This window comes from Clostridioides sp. LIBA-6822 (genome assembly GCF_056688955.1).
The window spans coordinates 1,805,129-1,826,097 of record NZ_CP196995.1; the positions used below are offsets into that span (position 1 = coordinate 1,805,129).

Consider the following 20,969-nt stretch of genomic DNA (forward strand, 5'->3'; position numbering starts at 1 on the left):
CAGGGTATAAAAAGATTAAATAACTATTTTAGGAGGAGTACGGTATGTCATTGAAATCATTAAAAATAAAAGAAAATTTATATTGGGTAGGTTCGCTTGACCCTGACTTAAGAGTATTTGACATAATTATGTATACACCTTATGGAACTACTTATAATTCATATGTATTAAAAGGGACAGAAAAAACAGTTTTATTTGAGACAGTTAAAGATAAACATTTTGACAATTATGTTGAAAGATTAAATGATTTAAATATAGATTTTGAAAAAATAGACTATATTGTTGTAAGTCATACTGAACCAGACCATGCAGGAAGTGTTGAAAAACTTTTGGATTTAGCTAAAAATGCAAAAGTAGTAGCATCAGAAACGGCAATTAAATATCTTAAGGAAATCGTAAACAAAGACTTTGAGTATATTGCAGTTGCAGATGGAGATACATTATCAATTGGAGATAAAACTTTAGAATTCTTCTCTGTGCCTATGCTTCATTGGCCAGATACTATATACACATATATAAAAGAGGATAAAACTCTTGTAACATGTGATTCATTTGGAAGTCATTATAGTAATGATAAGATAGTAAATACACTTGATGAAGACGAAGAAAAGGATTACTTAGATGCTTTGAGATACTATTATGATTGTATAATGGGACCATTTAAACCATCTATGGTAACTGCTATAGAAAAGATAAAAGATTTAGATATAGACACTGTGTGTCCAGGTCATGGACCTGTATTAACTGAAAATCCTAGAAAAATTATAGACCTTTATTATAACTGGAGTGTAAATGAACAAATAAAATTAGAAAAAGAAGTTACAATTTGTTATGTTTCTGCACATGGATATACAAAGATAATGGCAGAAGCTATAAAATCATATATTGAACAAAATAGCAATTATAAAGTAAATTTATTTGATGTAATAGAGAATAAACAAGAAGATATTTTAGCAAAAATAGCAGTATCCCAAGGTGTATTATTTGGTACACCAACAATATTAGGAGATGCATTAAAGCCTATATGGGATATCTTAGTATCTTTAAATCCAGTCATTCATGGTGGAAAAGTTGCTTCAGTATTTGGTTCATATGGATGGAGTGGAGAAGGTATAGAAAATGCCATGGAGAGAATACATCAACTTAGAATGACAGCGGTAAAACCATTTGCTGTTAACTTTAAACCATCAAATGAAGAGTTGGATAAATTATATTCTTATACAGGTAAATTCTTAGATAAATTAAATTCTACTTTTGGAAGTAAAAAGAAGACTAAGAAATTTAAATGTGTAATTTGTAATGAGGTTTTTGAAGGGGATAGTGCTCCTAGTGTATGTCCTGTATGTGGAGCTAAAGAAGACCAATTTATAGAAGTTGAAGAAGATGAAGTTACTTTTAGGAAAGACACTGATGAATACTTTGTGATAGTAGGAAATGGGGCTGCTGGTTTTTATGCAGCAGATGCTATAAGAAAAAGAAATAAAACTTGCAAAATAACTATGATTTCCAATGAAGATGAGTTAACTTACTATAGACCTGCACTTTCTGATGGAATAAATGAAGAGTTGGGTTCAGATTTCTATATGGAAGACAAAGCTTGGTACGACGAAAATAACATAGTAGTAATATTAGGAACAAATGTAGATAAGTTAGATGAAGTAAATAAAACTATTATAGTAAATGATGGTGCTATTAAATTTGATAAGCTTGTAATAGCTACAGGAAGTAGAAACTTTATACCACCAATTAAGGGTCATGATTTAGAAAATGTGTTTACTCTTAGAAATATAAAAGATTTATATAGTGTAAAGGAAGCCTTAGAAAAGTCTAAGAAAGTTGTAGTAATCGGTGGTGGTTTATTAGGACTTGAAGCTGCATGGGAATTTAGATTAAAAGGATTGGAAGTAGTTGTTGTTGAAGCAATGGATGGCATATTATCAAAACAACTTGATAAAGAAGGTAGTAAAATATTAGAGCAATGTGTAAGAGATACAGGAATAGATGTAAGATTAGGTGTAGCAGTCGATGGTATTGATGGTAATGGAAAAGCTCAAAAAGTCATATTCAAAGATGGGGATAGTGTTGAATGTGATATGGTAGTATTTTCAATTGGTGTAAGAGCAAATACACAAATAGTTCAAGATACATCAGTAAAAACTGATAGAGGTATTGTTGTAGATAAGACATTACAGACAACTGTTAAAGATATATATGCTTGTGGAGATGTTGCACAAGTAGAAAATACTAACTTAGCTATATGGCCATCTTCAGTGGAAATGGGAAAAATAGCAGGTGCAAATGCAAGTGGAGATAATTTAACATTTGAAAGTGATGTATATCCAGTTTCATTGGATGCCATGAATGTAAAAGTATTTAGTATAGGTAATATACAAAATTTTGATAAAGAAATTTCATCAAAAGATGAAGGAAAAAGAATCTACAAAAAATTATTTATGAAAGAAGGCTCATTAGTAGGAGCTATACTTATAAATGATTTAAGTTGTACTGTTAAATTGATAAGATTAATATCTGAAAAAGGTGATTTTGAAGATATTATGAAGGCGGATATACTATAGTTTAAATATATCAGAATGGAAAAGTCTTAAAATATGACAATTCATATTTTAAGACTTTTTTGTTATAATATATAATAAACTAATTATACCTTAACTGTAAATTTATATAGATTGTTTACTTTTTAATATTAGATTCCTTTTTTTGAGATTGGTATATAATAACAATATGGAGTAGATAATAATAGTTAAAGTTAAAAAAGGGGAAAAGCAATATGCAGTATATACAAGAATTACTTGATTTGACTCAAAACTATTGGGCATTAGCCACAATAATTGGTTTGTTAAGTGCATTTATAGAAAGCTTTATACCAGCTCTACCGCTTGTTGCTATAGTTACAGCAAATGCTGCAATACAAGGATTATTGCTTGGATGTTTGTTATCGTGGATTGGCTCAGGACTTGGGACAACCTCATTATTTTTATTAATAAGCAGATTTAATGACAGTAGGCTTTTTAATAAGTTAAGAAATAGTAAAACTGAAAGAGCAATAAGTTGGATGGACAAACAGGGATTTAAGTTATTATTTATAGCATATGCCTGTCCGTTTATGCCTGGGTGTTTAGTTACTATTGCATCAGCTTTTGGTAAAAAAGATATAAAAGATTTTGTGCCAGCGATGCTGGCAGGCAAATTTGTGATGTTTATAGTAATAAGCTATGTGGCAAGTGATATAGAAGGATTTATAACAAGTCCTTTAAAGATAGCATCATTTATATTATTGGTGTTTTTATCATGGAAGATTGGAAATAGAGTTAATAAAAACCTTGAAAATCATAATTATGATTTTCATCATAAAAAACACCACAATGATAGAGATAACAGAAAGATTTAGTTTGCTAAAAAATAAAAAGTATCAAAAAATGATTAACTTCTAAATTATTATTTTAAGATACTTTTTATTTTTGATTTTATAAGGAACAATATATTTTTAAAAACTATTAAACATAAATGTGAACTAACATAAGTTTGTAAAAAAATATTGAGAAATAACTTTTATGGAAAAATAGTCACTAGCACTATAATAATATAAGGTGAGTTGCTTTGATTACATGTATGATTAAATTATACTTAATAGATAAAATAAGAAAGAAAAGAGCAGTTGATTGCAATAGATTAACTGCTCTTTTACATGTAATTAAACTTATTTTGGAAAAATTCTTTGCTACAGTAACAAAATTAGTATGTATTTACCATACAAAGTAAAAATATGTAAAACTTATTTGAACTTACTCTTAAATAATTTTACCTATCAATTATAAATATAACTATAGCAAAATATAAAATTGATATCCAATCAAAAAAATAACTATGAAATTCAAGAGCTTAGATATGAATTTTTCTGTTTTTGAGTTAGTTTTTATAGGTAGTAAAGAAATGTTTATGGTAATGGGATAAAACAATTCAATACCTTCTTTAGTAATAAGGTCAAGGCACAGGTGAGATAGATATCCTATTATAAATCCACTAGACAAACATGAGAAAACTATATTGTTGTGAGTAAAGATTGTTAGAGATTTAAAAAAACTATAAAGAAGCAATAAAGCAATTAAGCTATGGGTAAATCCTCTATGTCTAAACCTGCTTCCAAATAATTTGTATATCAATATAAATTTTTTACTTATGTGAGAGCCTCGCATATCTATATCTGGAAACAAAGAACCTAAATATGCAAAATAAATATAAACTATAATTAATACTATTTTATATGTAATATCGTATTTGACTAAATATATATTGTTTATAAAGGGGAGTATCAAAAGTGCAAATATATATCCTCCCCTTTCATGTGTTTCTTTTATCATATAAAAATCCTCCTGAATCGTCACTATAAACATAATATTGGTAAATTTAGACTATCTTCTTTTATATTATATAGCAAACATAAGTTTTTTTCAAAAGGATTTTAATATTTAATTAATCTTGAGATTTTAAATTTTTATAGTTTTCTAAAGCACCATTCCAATTGACTACATTAAACCAGTTGTCAATGTACTCATTTCTTCTATTTTGATATTTTAAATAGTAAGCATGTTCCCAAACATCAAGTCCTATTATAGGTGTTAAATTTTTACTTATAGGGCTATCTTGATTTGGAGTAGTTATAATAGATAAATTACCATCTTTAGTGGCTACAAGCCAAGCCCAACCAGAACCAAAAACATCTAAAGAAGCTTTTTTGAATTCTTCCTTAAATTTTTCAAAAGAGCCGAAGTCTCTATCAATTGCCTCTTTTAAAGATTCAGAAGGTATAGTTTTTTCAGGCGTCATTATATCAAAAAAGAATTTATGATTATAAGCACCTCCTGCATTATTTCTTACTGTTGTAGCGATATCTTTAGGCAAAGAATCTAAATTTTGCAATAATTCACACAAAGAATACTTGTAAAGCTCAGGATATTTTTCAAGAGCAGCATTTAATTTATCAACATAAGCTTGATAGTGTTTATCATGATGCAACTTCATAGTTTCTTTATCTATATAAGGTTCAAGTGCATCGTATGCATAAGGTAATGGTTTAACCTTAAACTTATTGTTTTCAGGTGTAAAAGCAAATGAAGTTATACACTGTGAAATTATAAATAAAGACATAATAACTGGTATTAACATTTTTTTCTTCATAAAAATCACCTCCTAATATAGTATTTCTAGAAATAAAAAAAATATGAAGGATTAACAAATAATTTATAAAAATTTGATAGTAATTTTCTTTTAAATTGAATAAGTTTTAAATCTAAAGACAAAACTATGAGATATAGAATAAGATTAAAAGATAGGAAGGAATTTTGATAATATGGATGGCAATATTTCAATTTATTATAAAGGAGATATATCTAAAAGAGAAGATATTAAATTTAAAAAAAAAGAGTCTATAAATAATATGAATAATGTAGACCTTGATAGTAGAAAAGAATTTAAAAATGATGAAAAAACTTTTAATTTTGATAGATTCAATGTAATAGATGTTATTTATGGAAATAAACCATTTGAAAAGGATGGAAAAGTTATTATCTTTAATGGAAATATCTATAATTGTCACGAAATAAAAGCAGAATTGGTCGAAAAAGGATATACTTTTACTACAAATGATGATATTGAAATCTTATTGACATCTTATATAGAATTTGGTAAGAATTGTGTACATAAGATAAAAGGTATGTTTAGCTTTATAATATATGATAGAGCAAGTGAAAGTATATTTGGAGCAAGAGATTTATTTGGAATAAAACCACTTTATTATATAAATAATGAAAAAGCAATACTTTTTGCCTCAGAGTATAAATTTATGCTTGAATATATAAAAAATTTAAATATAAATGAAAGAAGTTTGCAAAGTTATTTTTCATTCCAATATGTACTTCCTGAAGATACGATGATACAAGGAATAAGGTTGATACCAGCAGGTCATTATTTTAGAGTGGAAAATGGCATATTATCATTAAAAAGATATAACAAACTTGAATTTAGAAGTAGTACAAAATTTTTTTATAATAAAAATCATCTAGGAAATAGGGATGTAAATGAAGAAGAAGTAAGAAATATAATAATCGATTCAGTAAAAAGTCATATGCCAGAGAATACACCAATGGGAACATTTTTGTCTGGTGGTATAGATTCATCCATTATAACTACTTTAGCTTCGCAAATTAATCCAAATATAAAATCTTTTTCTGTAGGGTTTAATGTTAAGGGATATAGTGAGCTGGAAATAGCAAAAAAAACAGCTGATAAGTTAGGCATAGAAAATATCCAGATTAATATAACACAAGATGAATATATAAAAGCATTGCCAAAAATAATTTATTCTTTGGACGACCCTGTAGCAGACCCTTCAGAAGTTGGTCTTTATTTCTTAATCAAAGAAGCAGGTAAACATGTTAAAGTGGCATTGTCTGGAGAAGGTGCAGATGAATTATTTGGAGGATATAATATATATAATGAATACAATAATATGAAATCCATTGTAAATTCACCTACTTATATTAAAAGTGTATTAGGAAGAGTTTCAGAACTTATGCCAAACATGAAAGGAAAAAACTATTTTTATAGATCTACAACACCACTAGAAAAAAGATATATAGGAAATGCAAAGGTTTTTGAAAATAGTGAAGTAAAAAGATTTTTTTCTAAGTACAAAGAGAAGAATATATATGAATATTTATTATATAATTTGTATAGAGATGCACAAAAAAATAATTATGATTATATAAGTAAGATGCAACATATAGATATAAATACATGGCTTCAGGGCGATATACTTCAAAAAATGAGTAAACTTTCTGCATGTGAGCAACTTGAACTTAGAGTACCGTTTCTATATAAAGATGTTTTTGATGTAGCAAAAAACTTGAGAATGGAGCAAAAGACAACCAAGAATAATACAAAAGTTTTGCTTAGAGAGGCATTTAGAGATATAGTTCCAGAACATGTTATTCAAAGAAAAAAATTAGGATTTCCAACACCAATAAGAGTTTGGTTAAAAGATTCCTTAGGAGAAATTGTAAAAGAAACTATTTCTAATTCAAATGTAGATGATTTTATAGATAAAAAATATGCAATAAACCTTTTAGATACGCATTTTAAAGGTCATAGAGATAATTCAAGAAAAATATGGACTATATTCATCTTTTGTTTGTGGTATCAATTATTTATAGAAGACAAGAATATTAAATACTAATCTTGTATTATATTTTGTTTGCGTTACATTTTAAAAATAGCTAGAATTAAATTTTTTATACATGTTATCATGGGAAATTTAGTTCTAGCTATTTTATTAAGAGTTTATTTAAATACATTTATTTTATTATCTCAATAAAATTATTGGCAAACATTTTGACAAGGTCACTTTCTACTGCTAGATTTAAGTTTTGACCATCATCATAACCAGCAGAAATCAACCCTAGTAAATTTCCAAACATATCTAAAAGTGCTCCACCTGAACTACCACTAGAGATTGGAGCTGTAAACTGTATCATTTGAACTGTTTCAAAATCACGAAAAGCTGAGATAATTCCATCCGAAACTGTATTAAAAAGACCTAAAGGGCTACCAATTGCAACTATTTTTTGACCTCTTACGGGTCTTTTACTAACTTTAATAGGTATTGGCTTACATTTTCTATCAACCTTTATTACAGCCAAGTCATAGTCTGTGTGATACTTTATAATTTGGTAAGATGTATAGACATTGTCATCATTTTCAAATCTAACTAAAAATGAGTAACCATCATTAACTACATGAAGATTTGTAAGTATATAACCTTCATTATTTATTACTACTCCAGAACCACTCTTGAATGGCTTGTCCTCATTATTACACACAACAATCATAACAACAGAAGATGATAACCTTGCAAGTTCTTCATAAGAAAGTTCTATTTCTTTATTTTGTATAGGCTTTTTAGATATATGATTTGTGTCAATAAATGTGCTTTCAGAGTTAGGCCTATCTGTAGAGGTGTAAGTCTTATTGGTATCTTCTTTATAGCTTATATTTGAAACATACTTTTCAAAGGGTAATTCTAATATATTTTGATTCTTTTTAGAAAGTTCAAATAGAGTAGAAAAATTTGAAATTTCAGGATATAAATCAATAATATCTTTACATGGATTTAAATATAAAATATCACATCCAAGTTGTGATAAAAAATACAAGAAAAAAAGTTCTTGTCTCTTGATATTTCCAAAGTAAACTATTTTTGGAGAAATAGTAGTTTTTATTTTATTATAAAATAACTTAGGTAGAAAGTATTCTATCCAACACAAAAGTTTAACAGCAAAGTTTTTAACAATAGAAGGTGTTGAATTTGGCATACTTGTAGCAAATAAATCCAGTGTATTTTTAAATGCAATCTTTTTAGTCCAATCCAGAGTATCATTTTCTATCTTACATGGAAAGTCAATATTATATAAGTTCCAACTGCTAAATTTAGCTTTATCATAAATTTTAAAAATTTTAAGCATGTTATCTATTTGTAATTTGTCAAAATTTATGTTTAAGTTGCTTAATCTAATGTAAGGAATTGTTGGATTATTAAAAAAATAATTATCTATGTTTTTAATTTTTTCTATGTATTTATCAATTGAATCATCAACACCTATATATCTTGTAAAGTAAACCTCTTTAATATATGAAGAACTCTTGTTTGTATATGGCATATTAGACATAAATTCAATTAGAGGTTCATTTGACCTTTTTACTAAAATCTTTAATGGTTTAATAGTACAAAGCATATTTTTTCTCCTATAAAATAAGATGATATAATCTATTATAAAACAACTTAAAACAATATAGTACAAGAATTTTGTAGTTTCAAAATAAAATATGTACTTGTTTATACAAATGATATATAATTACATATTAAACATAGATTTTACATATTTAATAAAGTATGTAAAATCTATGTAAAAAGTAAGAAATATAAACATTTTTTTAATTATATTTTAAAAATATCAAGTAAGTTTTCTTCACAAATGAATAAAAAATGATATAATATGATTAAAGAAAAAGATAAATAATTAGCAAGATTTGTTTAGCTAAAATTAACAAGGGAGCGATAAATTATGGGTATAACATTATCAAAAGGCCAAAAGGTTGATTTAACTAAAGGAAATCCAGGCCTTAAAAATATTTTAGTAGGTTTAGGATGGGATACTAACAAGTATGATGGTGGATTTGACTTTGATTTAGATACAGCAGCATTTTTAACAGGAGCAAGTGGAAGTGTTACTAGTGATGGAGATTTTGTGTTTTACAATAATTTAAAACATACATCTGGGGCAGTTGAACATCTAGGAGATAACAGGACTGGTGAAGGTGATGGAGATGATGAACAAATAGTTGTTGATTTATCTAAGATTCCTGCAGAAATAAGTAAGATTTCTTTTACAGTTACAATTCATGATGCAACAGAAAGAAGACAGAATTTTGGACAAGTAAGTAATTCTTATATAAGAATAGTAGATAAAGATACAAATGAAGAACTAATAAAGTATGAACTAGGAGAAGATTTTAGTATAGAAACAGCTATAGTAGTATCCGAAATATATAAGCACAATGGAGAATGGAAGTTTAATGCACTAGGCTCTGGTTTTGAAGGTGGTCTTGCTGCACTATGTGGAAACTTTGGAATAAACTTATAATTTCAATATAATAATAAACTAGAGGGGGTATTTTCCATGGCTATAGTATTAAAAAAAGGACAAAAAATTGATTTAACTAAAGGAAATCCAGGTCTTAAAAATATAAAACTTGGACTAGGTTGGGATACAAATTCATTTGATAGTGGATATGATTATGACTTAGATGTAAGTGTTTTCATGGTAGGAGAATCTCAAAGGGTTGAAAAAGATGAAGATTTTATATTCTATAATAACTTAAAACATATCTCTGGAGCAGTAGAACACTTAGGTGACAATAGAACTGGTGAAGGCGATGGAGATGATGAGGAGATATTAGTAAATTTAGATGTAATGCCAAAGCATATTCAAAAGATAGCTGTAACAGTTACAATATATGAAGCCGCTGAAAGAAGACAAAATTTTGGACAAGTAAGTAACTCATATATAAGAGTTTTAAATTCTGAAAATGACGAAGAAATATTAAGATATGACTTAGGTGAAGAATTTAGTATAGAAACTGCAATTACAGTATGTGAGATATATAAGTATAATGGAGAATGGAAGTTTAATGCAGTTGGAGCAGGATTCGAAGGTGGTTTAGAAGCACTTTGTAGAAACTATGGATTAAATGTTTAATTTGAGTAATATAATATATTAAATATAAATAACCTATACAAATAATGTATAGGTTATATTATATAAAATTTTGTGGAGGTTTAGTATGTCGATTAATTTATCAAAGGGTGATAAAATAGATTTAAAAAAATCGAACCCTGGACTGAGTAATATACTCGTAGGATTAGGATGGGACCCTGTGCAACAAACAGGTGGAGGATTTTTTAAATCTCTATTTGGTGGAGGACAAGCTGATATAGATTGTGATGCGTCTGTATTTATGCTTAATCAAGAAGGAAAATTGAGTGGAATAAAAGATTTGATTTATTTTGGAAATCTAAAAAGCGCCTGTAAGTCAGTGTTACATACAGGAGACAATTTAACTGGTGAGGGTACAGGTGATGATGAACAAATCCTAGTTAATTTGGATAAAGTTCCAGCAAATATTCACAAATTATTATTTGTAGTAAACATATATAATTGTGTGGATAGAAAACAACACTTTGGTATGATAGAAAATGCCTATATAAGAGTTGAAGACCAAAGTAATAAGAAAGAGATAGCTAAATATAATCTATCTAATAATTATTCTGAAAAAACTACTCTTATAGTAGGAGCTATATATAGAAAAGATGGAAGTTGGCAATTTAAAGCAATAGGTGAAGGAACAAAGGATGCGGGCCTTAAGGAAGTAATGCAAAATTTAGACAGGATTGAGTGTGCATATGGAATTTAATAATGATATCAAATATTATAATGTAGATAAAGAAGAGGTAACAGAAGACTTATCTGTTAACCCTGAAAAAGGTTTATCAGAATCAGAAGTCAAAGCTAGAAGAGAAAAGTATGGTTTAAATGAGTTTACACCAAAAGAGGAAGGAAGCTTTTGGGATGATTTAAAAGATAGTTTAAGTGAACCAATGATAGTTATTTTGATTATTGCGGCAGTAGTGAGTGCAATCATTGGAGAAACTCATGATGCAATAGGGATTGTAGGAGCTATAGCAATAGGTATAGCAATAGGTATGATTACAGAGGGTCGTTCTAAGAAAGCAGCAGATGCCCTTTCTAAGTTGACTGAAAACATAGAAGTTAAAGTATTGAGAGATGGAGAAGTACATCAAATTTCTAAAAGTGAATTGGTACCAGGAGATATAGTATATGTTGAAACTGGTGACATGGTACCTGCTGATGGTAGACTTATAGAAACTATAAATCTTAAAGTTAGAGAAGATATGTTAACTGGAGAATCTGATGATGTATCTAAAAAGAGTGATGTAATAGTTTCTATGGAAGAAATAGAATCTAAAGGTGCATTAGTAGTACAAGAGCCAATACCTGCAAAACAAATAAATATGGTATTTGGTGGTACACTTGTCGCTTATGGTAGAGGAACTCTAGTTGTAACTTCAATTGGAGATAGTAGTGAAATGGGTAAAATAGCTCAAAATCTGTCAGATACAGATGAGCAAACTCCACTTCAAATAAAGCTTGGAAATTTAGGTGGATTGATAGCTAAAGTTTCTAGTGCAGTAGCAGGATTATTATTTATATTTATGGTTTTCCAAATGGTAAGTAAGAATGTATTAAATGTAGATATGTCTGGAATATTACCATTTTTAGAATCAATAGACCCTGTAAAAACAGCATTTACAGTATGTGTTGCGTTGATAGTTGCAGCAGTACCAGAAGGTCTTCCAACTATGATAAATATGACACTTGCAATAACAATGCAAAAAATGGCTAAAATAAATGCCTTAGTTACTAAAAAAGAAGCTTGTGAAACTATAGGTTCTGTTTCTGTAATATGTTCAGATAAAACTGGTACACTAACTGAAAATAGAATGACTGTAGAAGTTGCATATATTGATGGAAGATATATTGAAAGTTCAGAAGAAGAAATAAATAGTTATTTTGAAGAAAACTGTATGATAAACTCTACAGCTGATATAGAGCATAATGATGGTGAAGTTAAGTATTTGGGAAGTGCTACTGAATGTGCATTACTTTTATACTACAAAAATGTAGATTATAGACAATTTAGAAAAGATTGTAATATAGTAGCTCAAAATCCTTTTACTTCTGACTCAAAAAGAATGACTTCTGTTATGGGTCAAGATAATCATCATGTACTATTATCAAAAGGAGCACCAGAAGTTTTACTTGAGCTATGTTCACATATCCAAAGAGGAAAAGATATAGTACCAATAACTGAAAATATAAAACACGAGATTTTAGATGAAATAAAAAAATTACAAATAAAATCAATGAGAACTTTAGGTTTTGCGTATAAAGAAATCTCACAAGCTGAAGAAGAAGCAGCAGTAACTGCTGAAAGTGATGCTATGAATGTGAGTGCAATGGAAAGTAATTTAGTATTCAGTGGTTTTGTTGGTATAAGAGACCCACTTAGAAAAGATGTTATAGAGTCTGTAAATACGGCAAACAAAGCTGGTGTTTCTGTAAAAATGCTTACAGGAGATAATATAAATACAGCAAAAGCTATAGGTGAAGAATTAGGTTTATTAAAAGGAAATATGAGAGCAGTTGAAGCCTCATATATAGATACTTTAGATGATGAAGAGTTAAAACAAGAGATACAAACTATTTCAATTGTTGCAAGAAGTAAGCCAGATAGTAAAATGAGAATAGTTACAGCTCTACAGAAGAGTGGAGATGTCGTTGCGGTAACAGGTGATGGTATAAATGATGCTCCAGCACTTTCAAAGGCAGATGTTGGTATAGCAATGGGTATCTCTGGTACAGAGGTATCTAAAAATGCAGCAGACATAATTTTAACTGATGATAGTTTTAGTACTATTGTAAAAGGTATTAAATGGGGTAGAGGAATTTATGATAACTTCCAAAGATTCGTTCAATTCCAATTAACAGTAAACGTAATTGCCTTTTTAGTGGCTATAATATCTCAGGTTATGGGACAAGAGATGCCATTTACTACAATACAATTATTATGGGTAAACATAATTATGGATGGTCCACCAGCACTAGCATTAGGTCTAGAGCCTGTTAGAAACCATGTATTAAATAGAAAGCCTGTTGATAGAAAAGCCAATATAATTTCTAAATCAATGGTGTATACAATAGTATTAAATGCAATCTATATAACAACAATACTAATGCTACAATCTACATTTAACTTCTTAGGGGTTGATGAAGCTCATAAAGGAACTGTAATGTTTGCATTGTTTGCATTTAGTGCATTATTTAATGCATTTAACTGTAGAGAATTTAATGCAGATAGTATTTTTCCAAACTTTACACATAACAAATTAGCACTACAAATAATAGTTTTAACAGGAATTGCACAAGTAATATTTACTCAGCTATTCCAAGATTTCTTTAACTCTGTAGCTATGGATGTTATGACATGGGTAAAAGTTTTATGTGTAGCAGCAAGTGTGGTTGTAGTCAATGAAGTTGTAAAATGTATAATAAGACTAGTAAAACCAAAGAAGACTGCTTAAAATAAATTTTTAGAAGATAATGGACTGACTCAAAATGTGTATTTTGAGTCAGTTCTAAATAAACATTTAAATTGGGAGGATAATTATGGGTGACTCAAAGGTATTTGAAAAAATATTCTCCAGCCAATCAGATAGAGGAAATTACACTCCTTCAAAAGGATATTTAAGTTATTTTATTTCATATATTGGTTTAGAAGATGAGATTTTGTACAATCTTGAGATATTTAAGGCAAAACAAAATATTGATAGCAAAAAAGATATTGCTTTATTTACTGATGCTATAGCAAATCCTAGTGACTTTGATATTATAAATTATTTTAAAAATGGACTTAAAAAATATAGAAACAGCATGGAAGACATAGATATAAATATTTTAGGGTTCGATGAGATTGATTATAAGCTGAAGCAAGCTATAGATAGGGTATTAAAAGAGGAAGAAAAAGAGTTTACAAACGATAGAGTTAAACAAAATTTTATAGTGAAAATAATGGCATGGATAAAAATCTATATCGGTGCTTTAGATATAAATAAAAATGAGGCTCCAAAAGTAATATTTTATGGAGATATAAAAAAACATGAAGTTTATTTACTCTTAATATTGTACTTGGCAGGCTTTGATATTTTATATCTTAACCCAAATTCAAAGAGTAATATAAATGTTTTAAACCTAGAAAAATACAAGATAGAGTTTGAAGAAGCCAATATAATAGAAGAAAAAGTTGCTTTTGAAGAAAGGGTTATCTCAGGAGAAAAAATAGACAAAGGTTCTGTAAAAAAAGCTTTTACTGTCGGGGCTGAAGCATCAAAACGTATAAGTGAAGAATTATTAAATGATGCAGGATTTATAAAACCCTGGCAACTTCAAGATAGAAAAATAAAAAATTTACTTTTAAGTTCAACTGTTGATGAAATATCAATATACTGGAATCAGCCATTAAAATTGAGACCAGGATTTAAGTTTAATGATACCACAGTAGAAGCTCCAAATTTTCTTTCTAAGATTAATGGAATATATAATGATAAAAGTGAATATATTAAGTTTTTAGATTTATTAAGAGATTCGGAAAGTTCAACATTTATTGAATTTAATGGAGATATAGATAGATTTTCAAAAGAATTTACAAGAGAAGCTTTTAGTTTGTCTTTTTTACTGAATTCAAAAGGTGTTATAGATAAAAATTCTGTATTAAATAATAAAGATTATTCCATTTCAACACTGACATTAAATCAGCAAATTATGATTTTAGAAAAAGTTGAAGAGCTATTAGAAGGAAATATGTTTTTGACTGGTCTAAGTGGAGAGGACAAGATAAAAGGTTTATTTACAGTACTTCATATGGATAAGAAGCTTGTTCATATGATGAATAATTTTGATTATTCTCTTATAAATCCAAAATTGATTATATACATGTACAAGAGTATAGTATTTGATAAAGAAATAGTTTTCCTTATGCTTTTACTAAGTAAAATTGGATTTGATATTATTATTTTATGTCCAGGAGGGGAAAATAATATAGAGAATGTTATAAATAACCAATTGATTGATGTACACAGATTAGATAAAATGGTATATGACCTTAGATTAAATTTACTTGAAGATGATATACCTTTACTTAAAAAAATTTTTGGAAAGAGGAGAAGATTTTAGATGGGGATAAATATAAATAGTTTTTCAAAAGAGAAGAATTCTGTAGAGGTTACTGACAATTTACCTACAGTTGTTCAAGAAGAAAATTTTGATATAATGGAATATACAAATAATAAAAAAAATGAACTGAGAAAGTCTAAGGAAGTTGAAGCATTGACATCTCTTATAGAAGTAGAAAATCCAGATACAATTTTGCAATTTGGGAGAAAAGCATCTGAAGGAGTAGCAAGGGTTTCTGATAGTCTTCTAAACACAATAAAATTAAATAGAAATGAAGAAAATTCTAAAATGTTGGTTCATTTAACTAAAATAATGGACAAGTTTGATTTAGATGATTTTCAAGAAACTAAGGAACCAAATTTCGTTCAAAAACTTTTCAAAAAAGCTAATAATGCCATTGAAATGATGTTTCAAAAGTATGAAACATTGGGAGGAGAAGTTGAAAAAATCCAAATTGAACTTGAGCAATATGAGAGAGATATAGCACTTTCTAATAAGCAAATAGGTTCTATGTTAAATGAGAACTTTGAGTTTTATAATGAACTTCAAAAATATATTGTTGCTGGAGAAATGGCACTAGAAGAAATGGATAATGAAATACTACCTTTCTTTAAACAAAAATCAGAAACTAGTGGAGACCAAATGGATGTTGTTAATTATCAAGAGCTATTAAAAGTTTATGATATGTTAAATCAAAGAATCTATGATTTAAGAATAGCAGAAAATATAGCTATACAGACAATACCTATGCTTAGAGGTATGCAACATAATAATTATGGTTTAATTAGAAAAATAAACAGTGCATTCGTTGTAACTTTACCAGTATTCAAACAATGTTTATCTCAAGCTATATTACTTAAAAAACAAGAACTGCAAGCAAAATCTCTAAAAGCACTTGATGATAAAACTAATGAATTATTACTTAGAAATGCTCAAAATGTAAGTAGTCAAAGTGCACAAATAGCTAGAATGGCTGGAACGAGCTCTGTTCAAATAGAGACATTAGAAAAAATGTATACTACTATTAAGAGTGGTATAGATGAAACTATGAGAATAGAAGAAAATAATAGAGTTTTGATTAAGGATAATACAAAGAGATTAGAAGAATTAAATACAGCTATAATTTATAATAAGTAGTATATTAGGGGCTAATTTGTATAAAGTTGGCCCTTTCTATGTATATGAGGAGGCCATACATTGAAATATTTCGATTATATCTGCAAAGATGATTTGGAGAGAATTTTTTTGAAAGAGCCAGAAGATTTTAATGCTAAGACTGAAAAAGATGTGTTGAAATATGCACTAGGTGCTTTTTTATACGTTCCAGCTACTCAATATAATATGATTTATAAGAGTATTATAGGAGATGTCAAGGGAGTTAGACCATTAGCTATTTGCTTAGAAGATGCTGTTGGAGTAAACGGAGAGTTAGAGGCTATAGAAAATCTTAGATTAATTTTGAAAAATATTAGTGATGAAAGTATAATCAATAAAGATGGAATACCATTAATTTTTGTAAGAATAAAAGATGTGGAGCAGTTGTTGAGGATTAAAGATATTATAGTTAAAAATAGTCATACTATAACAGGGATATTAATTCCTAAAGCAAATTCCGAGTTAATAGAGAATTGCATAGAAGCCTTGAATTATATGAATCTTCAAGATATGTATGTTATTCCAATAATAGAGACAAGAGAGTTTATATATAAGGAAAGTAAAGAACTGAGTTTTAATAGTTTGTACAATACTATTTTAAGATATAAGTCAAGAATACTTAGCATTAGAATAGGTATAACTGACGTATTGGGTATGTATGGTATAAGAAGAGACAAAAACTTTTCTATATATAACAACTTGATTTGTTCATCATTTATACTAGATATAATCACATATCTTCAAAGACCAGAGCTAGATATACCTATAAGTGGAGGCGTGTCAGAGTTTTTTGATATGACGAATGAAGAGATAAGAAGTAAGTATGTAGAAGAAATATTGTTGGATAAATTTCATGGGTTAATTGGAAAGACAGTAATTCATCCAATGCAAATTCAAATTGTACAAGCACTATCTGCCATATCATATGAGGATTTTACTGATGCCTTGGATATATCGAATAGTACAGATAGTAAATATGGTGTAAGTAAGGGTGTATTAGGAGAGAGAATGAATGAAACAAATCCACATTTTTTATGGGCTAAAAAAACATTGATTCTATCTAAAATATATGGTGTATTAAATAAAGGAGTAGACTATGAAGAATTGCTTAAATTTTAATTGTGAAATTGACATTATTGACAATCCATTAAATTTAGAATTAAATGATTTTTTAGATATAGGAATAAGAAATAATAGTAAAAGACGTTTTTTATTTATATCAAAGAAACTTGGTAAGCATCTAGCATGTAAACCAAGTGAGATGGACAATTTGGGAAAATTAATAGCCACAATTTATAATGAAAAAAATAAAGTAACATCAAATGGAACTGTTATAGCTTTTGCTGAGACTGGTACAGCTATTGGGCATAGTGTTTTTGATTACTTATGTGGAGAATATGAATTTATTCATACTACTAGAGAACAATTTGATGAGTTAGAGAATCTAGAATTTTTAGAAGAACATTCTCACGCAACAGACCAAAATCTATACTTTGGTATGCTTAGTAACTTTAAAGCTGGAGATGAAGTAATATTAGTCGATGATGAGATTACCACAGCTAATACGTGTATGAATATAATTAAGAAGGTTCAAAGTATTTATCCTAAAAAGAAATACACTATATGTTCAATACTTAATTGGGTGAGTGATGATAACTTAAGAAAAGTTGCTAATTTGGAAAAAGAGCTAGACTGTAAGATAGAATTTGTATATTTATTTAAAGGAAACTTTAAATTTGACATAAATGAAGATGTTATTTCAAATTACAATGATAATTATACTATTGATGAATCACATACTATTTCAAATGATAAAGTAAATTTAGTAGTGAATCATATTGATGTTGATTTAGAAGATTATATTGGAAGTAAGAAATATGTTAAGTATACTGGTAGATTTGGAATTAATAGAAGAGAACAATCTAGATTAAAAGAAATTGTAAAGAGAGAAAGTAAAAAAATAACTATGGATAATAAAGAATCTTTAGAAAATGAAAATGAAAAGATTCTATTTTTGGGTACTGAAGAATTTATGTATATACCTATGTTGTTTGCGAAGGAAAAAGAGAATCAATGTGATGCATACTATCATTCAACAACAAGAAGTCCAATTATTGATATCGAAAAAAATAATTATCCTATTAGAAGTAAGTTTAAGCTAAAGAGCTTTTATAATATAGATGTTCAAAATTATATTTATAATATAGATAAGCATAATTTTTCTAAATGTTATTTATTTGTAGAGTTAAATAAAAGTGAAAATTCTTATCTGGAATTTATTGATATAATTAAAAGTACAAGTATAAAAGAATTGACTATAGTATGTTGTAGCTAAATGCTTTAAGAGAATTAAAGTATATCACAGTTTTAAGATAGGAGTTGAGCCATATGGAAGATTTTAGCACATATTCTAAGGATGATGTTATCTTTTTATTAAAAGATATATCAAATTTAATTGAAGAAGAAGGAAATAAAGAGAGAGAATTAAAAATACAAAATGGTAGACATTATTCAGAAATGATACCAATAGAGTATGAAGTTAGTGAAGATTATCTGAATTTATATCATGATAAACTAGAACAAAATAAAAATAAGCTTGCGTTTTCCATAGGTGTTATGTGTGAAAAGATAATTAAAAAAAATGGGACTGATGTAGTATTAGTTTCACTTGCTAGAGCAGGTACACCTATTGGTATTTTGGCAAAGAGATATATAAAAAATAAGTATAATCTAAATTTACCTCACTATACAATCTCTATAATAAGAGATAAAGGAATAGATATGAATGCAATTGAATATATAGTAAAGAATCATCCAAACTCAGAAATTCAATTCTTAGATGGGTGGACTGGAAAGGGAACTATATCAAAAGAACTTGAAAAAGCATGTGATGAGCTTAATGCTAAATTTAAAAAGCCTTTTGACTCAACTCTTGCTGTATTAGCTGACCCTGCTGGATATTCAGGACTTTATGGAATTAGAGAAGACTTCTTAATACCAAGTGCATGTTTAAATTCAACAGTTTCTGGATTAATAAGCAGAACTGTATTAAGAGAAGATTTAATTGGTAAAGATGATTTTCACGGAGCTAAATTCTATAAACATTTAAAAGACAAAGACGAATCTATAAATTATATAGAGACTATAGAAGCATGTTTTAAAAATCAATTTAAGAACATATCTGATGAAGTTGATAAATGGCAAAGTGATAATATAACAAAAGATGGATATTTTGATGTTTTAAATATAAAGGAAAAGTACAGTATAACAGACATTAACTTTATCAAACCAGGTGTTGGAGAAACAACAAGAGTTTTACTTAGAAGAGTTCCATATAAGATTTTAGTTAAAGACTTAAATGACAAATCTTTAGACCACATACTTATATTAGCTAAAGAGAAAAATGTTGAAGTTGAACAAATGAACTTAAAGGCTTATAAATGTTGTGGAATAATAAAAAATATGAAAGATATTTAAAAAATATATTAGACAGGAGAATACTGAATGATTGTTTTTTCAGATTTAGACAGGAGTATTATTTACTCTGATAAATTTTTAGATACTGATAAGGAATATACTAATATAGAAATTTATAGAGAAAAAGAAATATCTTATATATCTTTAGATACTATAAATCTAATAAAGCAAATACAATATTATGGTATGTTTATACCGACAACTACTAGAACAGTGGAGCAATTTAGGCGTATAGAATTTAATAAATATGGGATTCATTTTCCTTTTAGTATAACTTCAAATGGAGCAATTATACTTAAAGATAATAAAATATTAAAATCGTGGAGTGAAGAAATAGATAAATTAAAATCTAATTATGAACCTATTGAAAGTATGATTGAAAAATTTAAAGATTATTTAGATATAGAAGGAATAACTAACTTTAAAGTTGCAGAAAATACATTTTTTTATATAGTTGTGGATTTTGCAAAATTTAATTTGGATTCAATCAAAGAATATCTAAATATATTGGAATCAAAAAATTGGAAGTTCTATGTGAGTGGTAGAAAAATCTACTTTATACCAAAAGAAATCTCAAAAGAAAATGCTATAAAATACTTAACTAAAGAATTACGAATAGAGTCTTTTTATGCAATTGGAGACTCTGTTATGGACTATGGTATGCTCAATATTTCAAATAAAGCATATGTATTAAAGCATGGTGATATAAATAAAAATGAAACAGAAAACTCATTTATATCAAGTACTTTTAATGGAATGAGTGGAACTGAAGAGATACTATCTAATATTTTAGATGAAAGTTGTCTACTTAATATATAATGACAAATATATATAATTAATAAACCAGAAAAATCTGAAATAAATTAGAATAAAATTTATCATACTAATTTATTT

17 protein-coding genes are annotated in these 20,969 nt (G+C 27.8%); 14 read left to right on the forward strand and 3 right to left on the reverse strand.

Annotated features, from left to right (window positions below; genetic code table 11):
- The first annotated feature begins 44 nt into the window (after positions 1–44).
- The 3 genes from ACTG48_RS08655 (at position 45) to ACTG48_RS08665 (ending at position 3,780) form a co-directional block, all read left to right on the forward strand.
- Positions 45–2,576 carry an FAD-dependent oxidoreductase gene (locus tag ACTG48_RS08655; protein ID WP_479918611.1) on the forward strand — a complete coding sequence of 844 codons (2,532 nt, stop codon included), beginning with the start codon at positions 45–47 and terminating at the stop codon, positions 2,574–2,576.
- A 212-nt stretch (positions 2,577–2,788) separates the two neighbouring features.
- Positions 2,789–3,409, forward strand: coding sequence for a TVP38/TMEM64 family protein (locus ACTG48_RS08660; RefSeq protein ID WP_479918612.1), 621 nt, complete (start codon positions 2,789–2,791; stop codon positions 3,407–3,409).
- 221 nt (positions 3,410–3,630) lie between these two features.
- On the forward strand, positions 3,631–3,780 hold the full coding sequence (locus tag ACTG48_RS08665; RefSeq protein WP_479918613.1) for a hypothetical protein: 150 nt from the start codon (positions 3,631–3,633) through the stop codon (positions 3,778–3,780).
- A gap of 62 nt (positions 3,781–3,842) precedes the next feature.
- Here ACTG48_RS08665 and ACTG48_RS08670 read toward each other — a convergent pair whose 3' ends face one another.
- Positions 3,843–4,379: a metal-dependent hydrolase gene (locus ACTG48_RS08670; RefSeq protein WP_021384404.1), complete on the reverse strand. Its 537-nt coding sequence runs from the start codon at positions 4,377–4,379 to the stop codon at positions 3,843–3,845.
- Between the two features lie 112 nt (positions 4,380–4,491).
- Positions 4,492–5,196: a superoxide dismutase gene (locus tag ACTG48_RS08675; RefSeq protein ID WP_021384410.1), complete on the reverse strand. Its 705-nt coding sequence runs from the start codon at positions 5,194–5,196 to the stop codon at positions 4,492–4,494.
- A 172-nt stretch (positions 5,197–5,368) separates the two neighbouring features.
- Between ACTG48_RS08675 and asnB the strand changes: the two genes are divergently transcribed.
- On the forward strand, positions 5,369–7,252 hold the full coding sequence (gene asnB, locus ACTG48_RS08680) for an asparagine synthase (glutamine-hydrolyzing) (protein ID WP_021384405.1): 1,884 nt from the start codon (positions 5,369–5,371) through the stop codon (positions 7,250–7,252).
- 118 nt (positions 7,253–7,370) lie between these two features.
- Here asnB and ACTG48_RS08685 read toward each other — a convergent pair whose 3' ends face one another.
- On the reverse strand, positions 7,371–8,807 hold the full coding sequence (locus ACTG48_RS08685) for a trypsin-like peptidase domain-containing protein (RefSeq protein WP_479918614.1): 1,437 nt from the start codon (positions 8,805–8,807) through the stop codon (positions 7,371–7,373).
- Between the two features lie 330 nt (positions 8,808–9,137).
- Between ACTG48_RS08685 and ACTG48_RS08690 the strand changes: the two genes are divergently transcribed.
- The 10 genes from ACTG48_RS08690 to ACTG48_RS08735 all read left to right on the forward strand — a co-directional run bounded on the left by ACTG48_RS08690 (position 9,138) and on the right by ACTG48_RS08735 (position 20,894).
- The gene (locus tag ACTG48_RS08690) at positions 9,138–9,716 is read left to right on the forward strand and encodes a TerD family protein (protein ID WP_479918615.1); all 579 of its coding nucleotides are present in this window, start codon (positions 9,138–9,140) and stop codon (positions 9,714–9,716) included.
- A 36-nt stretch (positions 9,717–9,752) separates the two neighbouring features.
- Positions 9,753–10,331, forward strand: coding sequence for a TerD family protein (locus tag ACTG48_RS08695; protein ID WP_021384408.1), 579 nt, complete (start codon positions 9,753–9,755; stop codon positions 10,329–10,331).
- An 85-nt stretch (positions 10,332–10,416) separates the two neighbouring features.
- Positions 10,417–11,046, forward strand: a complete 630-nt coding sequence (locus ACTG48_RS08700; protein ID WP_021384403.1) for a TerD family protein — start codon at positions 10,417–10,419, stop codon at positions 11,044–11,046.
- Positions 11,036–13,795, forward strand: a complete 2,760-nt coding sequence (locus tag ACTG48_RS08705; protein ID WP_479918616.1) for a calcium-translocating P-type ATPase, PMCA-type — start codon at positions 11,036–11,038, stop codon at positions 13,793–13,795. Before ACTG48_RS08700 ends, ACTG48_RS08705 begins: the two co-directional genes overlap by 11 nt.
- Before the next feature lie 85 nt (positions 13,796–13,880).
- Positions 13,881–15,443 (forward strand): YceG family protein, encoded by a 1,563-nt coding sequence (locus ACTG48_RS08710; RefSeq protein WP_479918617.1) that lies wholly within the window; start codon positions 13,881–13,883, stop codon positions 15,441–15,443.
- Positions 15,444–16,580, forward strand: a complete 1,137-nt coding sequence (locus ACTG48_RS08715) for a toxic anion resistance protein (RefSeq protein ID WP_479918618.1) — start codon at positions 15,444–15,446, stop codon at positions 16,578–16,580.
- A gap of 60 nt (positions 16,581–16,640) precedes the next feature.
- Positions 16,641–17,717: an HpcH/HpaI aldolase/citrate lyase family protein gene (locus ACTG48_RS08720; protein WP_021384401.1), complete on the forward strand. Its 1,077-nt coding sequence runs from the start codon at positions 16,641–16,643 to the stop codon at positions 17,715–17,717.
- A complete protein-coding gene (locus ACTG48_RS08725) occupies positions 17,695–18,933 on the forward strand; it encodes a phosphoribosyltransferase family protein (protein ID WP_479918619.1) in 1,239 nt (412 codons plus the stop codon). The genes ACTG48_RS08720 and ACTG48_RS08725 overlap by 23 nt, the downstream gene beginning before the upstream one ends.
- Positions 18,934–18,986: 53 nt before the next feature.
- Positions 18,987–20,075: a cysteine protease StiP family protein gene (locus ACTG48_RS08730; protein ID WP_479918620.1), complete on the forward strand. Its 1,089-nt coding sequence runs from the start codon at positions 18,987–18,989 to the stop codon at positions 20,073–20,075.
- Between the two features lie 27 nt (positions 20,076–20,102).
- Positions 20,103–20,894 (forward strand): HAD family hydrolase, encoded by a 792-nt coding sequence (locus ACTG48_RS08735; RefSeq protein WP_021384398.1) that lies wholly within the window; start codon positions 20,103–20,105, stop codon positions 20,892–20,894.
- Positions 20,895–20,969: the final 75 nt, after the last annotated feature.

Coding starts and splice junctions, on each gene's coding strand:
- ACTG48_RS08655 (WP_479918611.1), top strand. CDS start 45: ATGTCATTGAAATCATTAAAAATAAAAGAAAATTTATATTGGGTAGGT.
- ACTG48_RS08660 (WP_479918612.1), top strand. CDS start 2,789: ATGCAGTATATACAAGAATTACTTGATTTGACTCAAAACTATTGGGCA.
- ACTG48_RS08665 (WP_479918613.1), top strand. CDS start 3,631: ATGATTAAATTATACTTAATAGATAAAATAAGAAAGAAAAGAGCAGTT.
- ACTG48_RS08670 (WP_021384404.1), bottom strand. CDS start 4,379: ATGATAAAAGAAACACATGAAAGGGGAGGATATATATTTGCACTTTTG.
- ACTG48_RS08675 (WP_021384410.1), bottom strand. CDS start 5,196: ATGAAGAAAAAAATGTTAATACCAGTTATTATGTCTTTATTTATAATT.
- asnB (WP_021384405.1), top strand. CDS start 5,369: ATGGATGGCAATATTTCAATTTATTATAAAGGAGATATATCTAAAAGA.
- ACTG48_RS08685 (WP_479918614.1), bottom strand. CDS start 8,807: ATGCTTTGTACTATTAAACCATTAAAGATTTTAGTAAAAAGGTCAAAT.
- ACTG48_RS08690 (WP_479918615.1), top strand. CDS start 9,138: ATGGGTATAACATTATCAAAAGGCCAAAAGGTTGATTTAACTAAAGGA.
- ACTG48_RS08695 (WP_021384408.1), top strand. CDS start 9,753: ATGGCTATAGTATTAAAAAAAGGACAAAAAATTGATTTAACTAAAGGA.
- ACTG48_RS08700 (WP_021384403.1), top strand. CDS start 10,417: ATGTCGATTAATTTATCAAAGGGTGATAAAATAGATTTAAAAAAATCG.
- ACTG48_RS08705 (WP_479918616.1), top strand. CDS start 11,036: ATGGAATTTAATAATGATATCAAATATTATAATGTAGATAAAGAAGAG.
- ACTG48_RS08710 (WP_479918617.1), top strand. CDS start 13,881: ATGGGTGACTCAAAGGTATTTGAAAAAATATTCTCCAGCCAATCAGAT.
- ACTG48_RS08715 (WP_479918618.1), top strand. CDS start 15,444: ATGGGGATAAATATAAATAGTTTTTCAAAAGAGAAGAATTCTGTAGAG.
- ACTG48_RS08725 (WP_479918619.1), top strand. CDS start 17,695: ATGAAGAATTGCTTAAATTTTAATTGTGAAATTGACATTATTGACAAT.
- ACTG48_RS08730 (WP_479918620.1), top strand. CDS start 18,987: ATGGAAGATTTTAGCACATATTCTAAGGATGATGTTATCTTTTTATTA.
- ACTG48_RS08735 (WP_021384398.1), top strand. CDS start 20,103: ATGATTGTTTTTTCAGATTTAGACAGGAGTATTATTTACTCTGATAAA.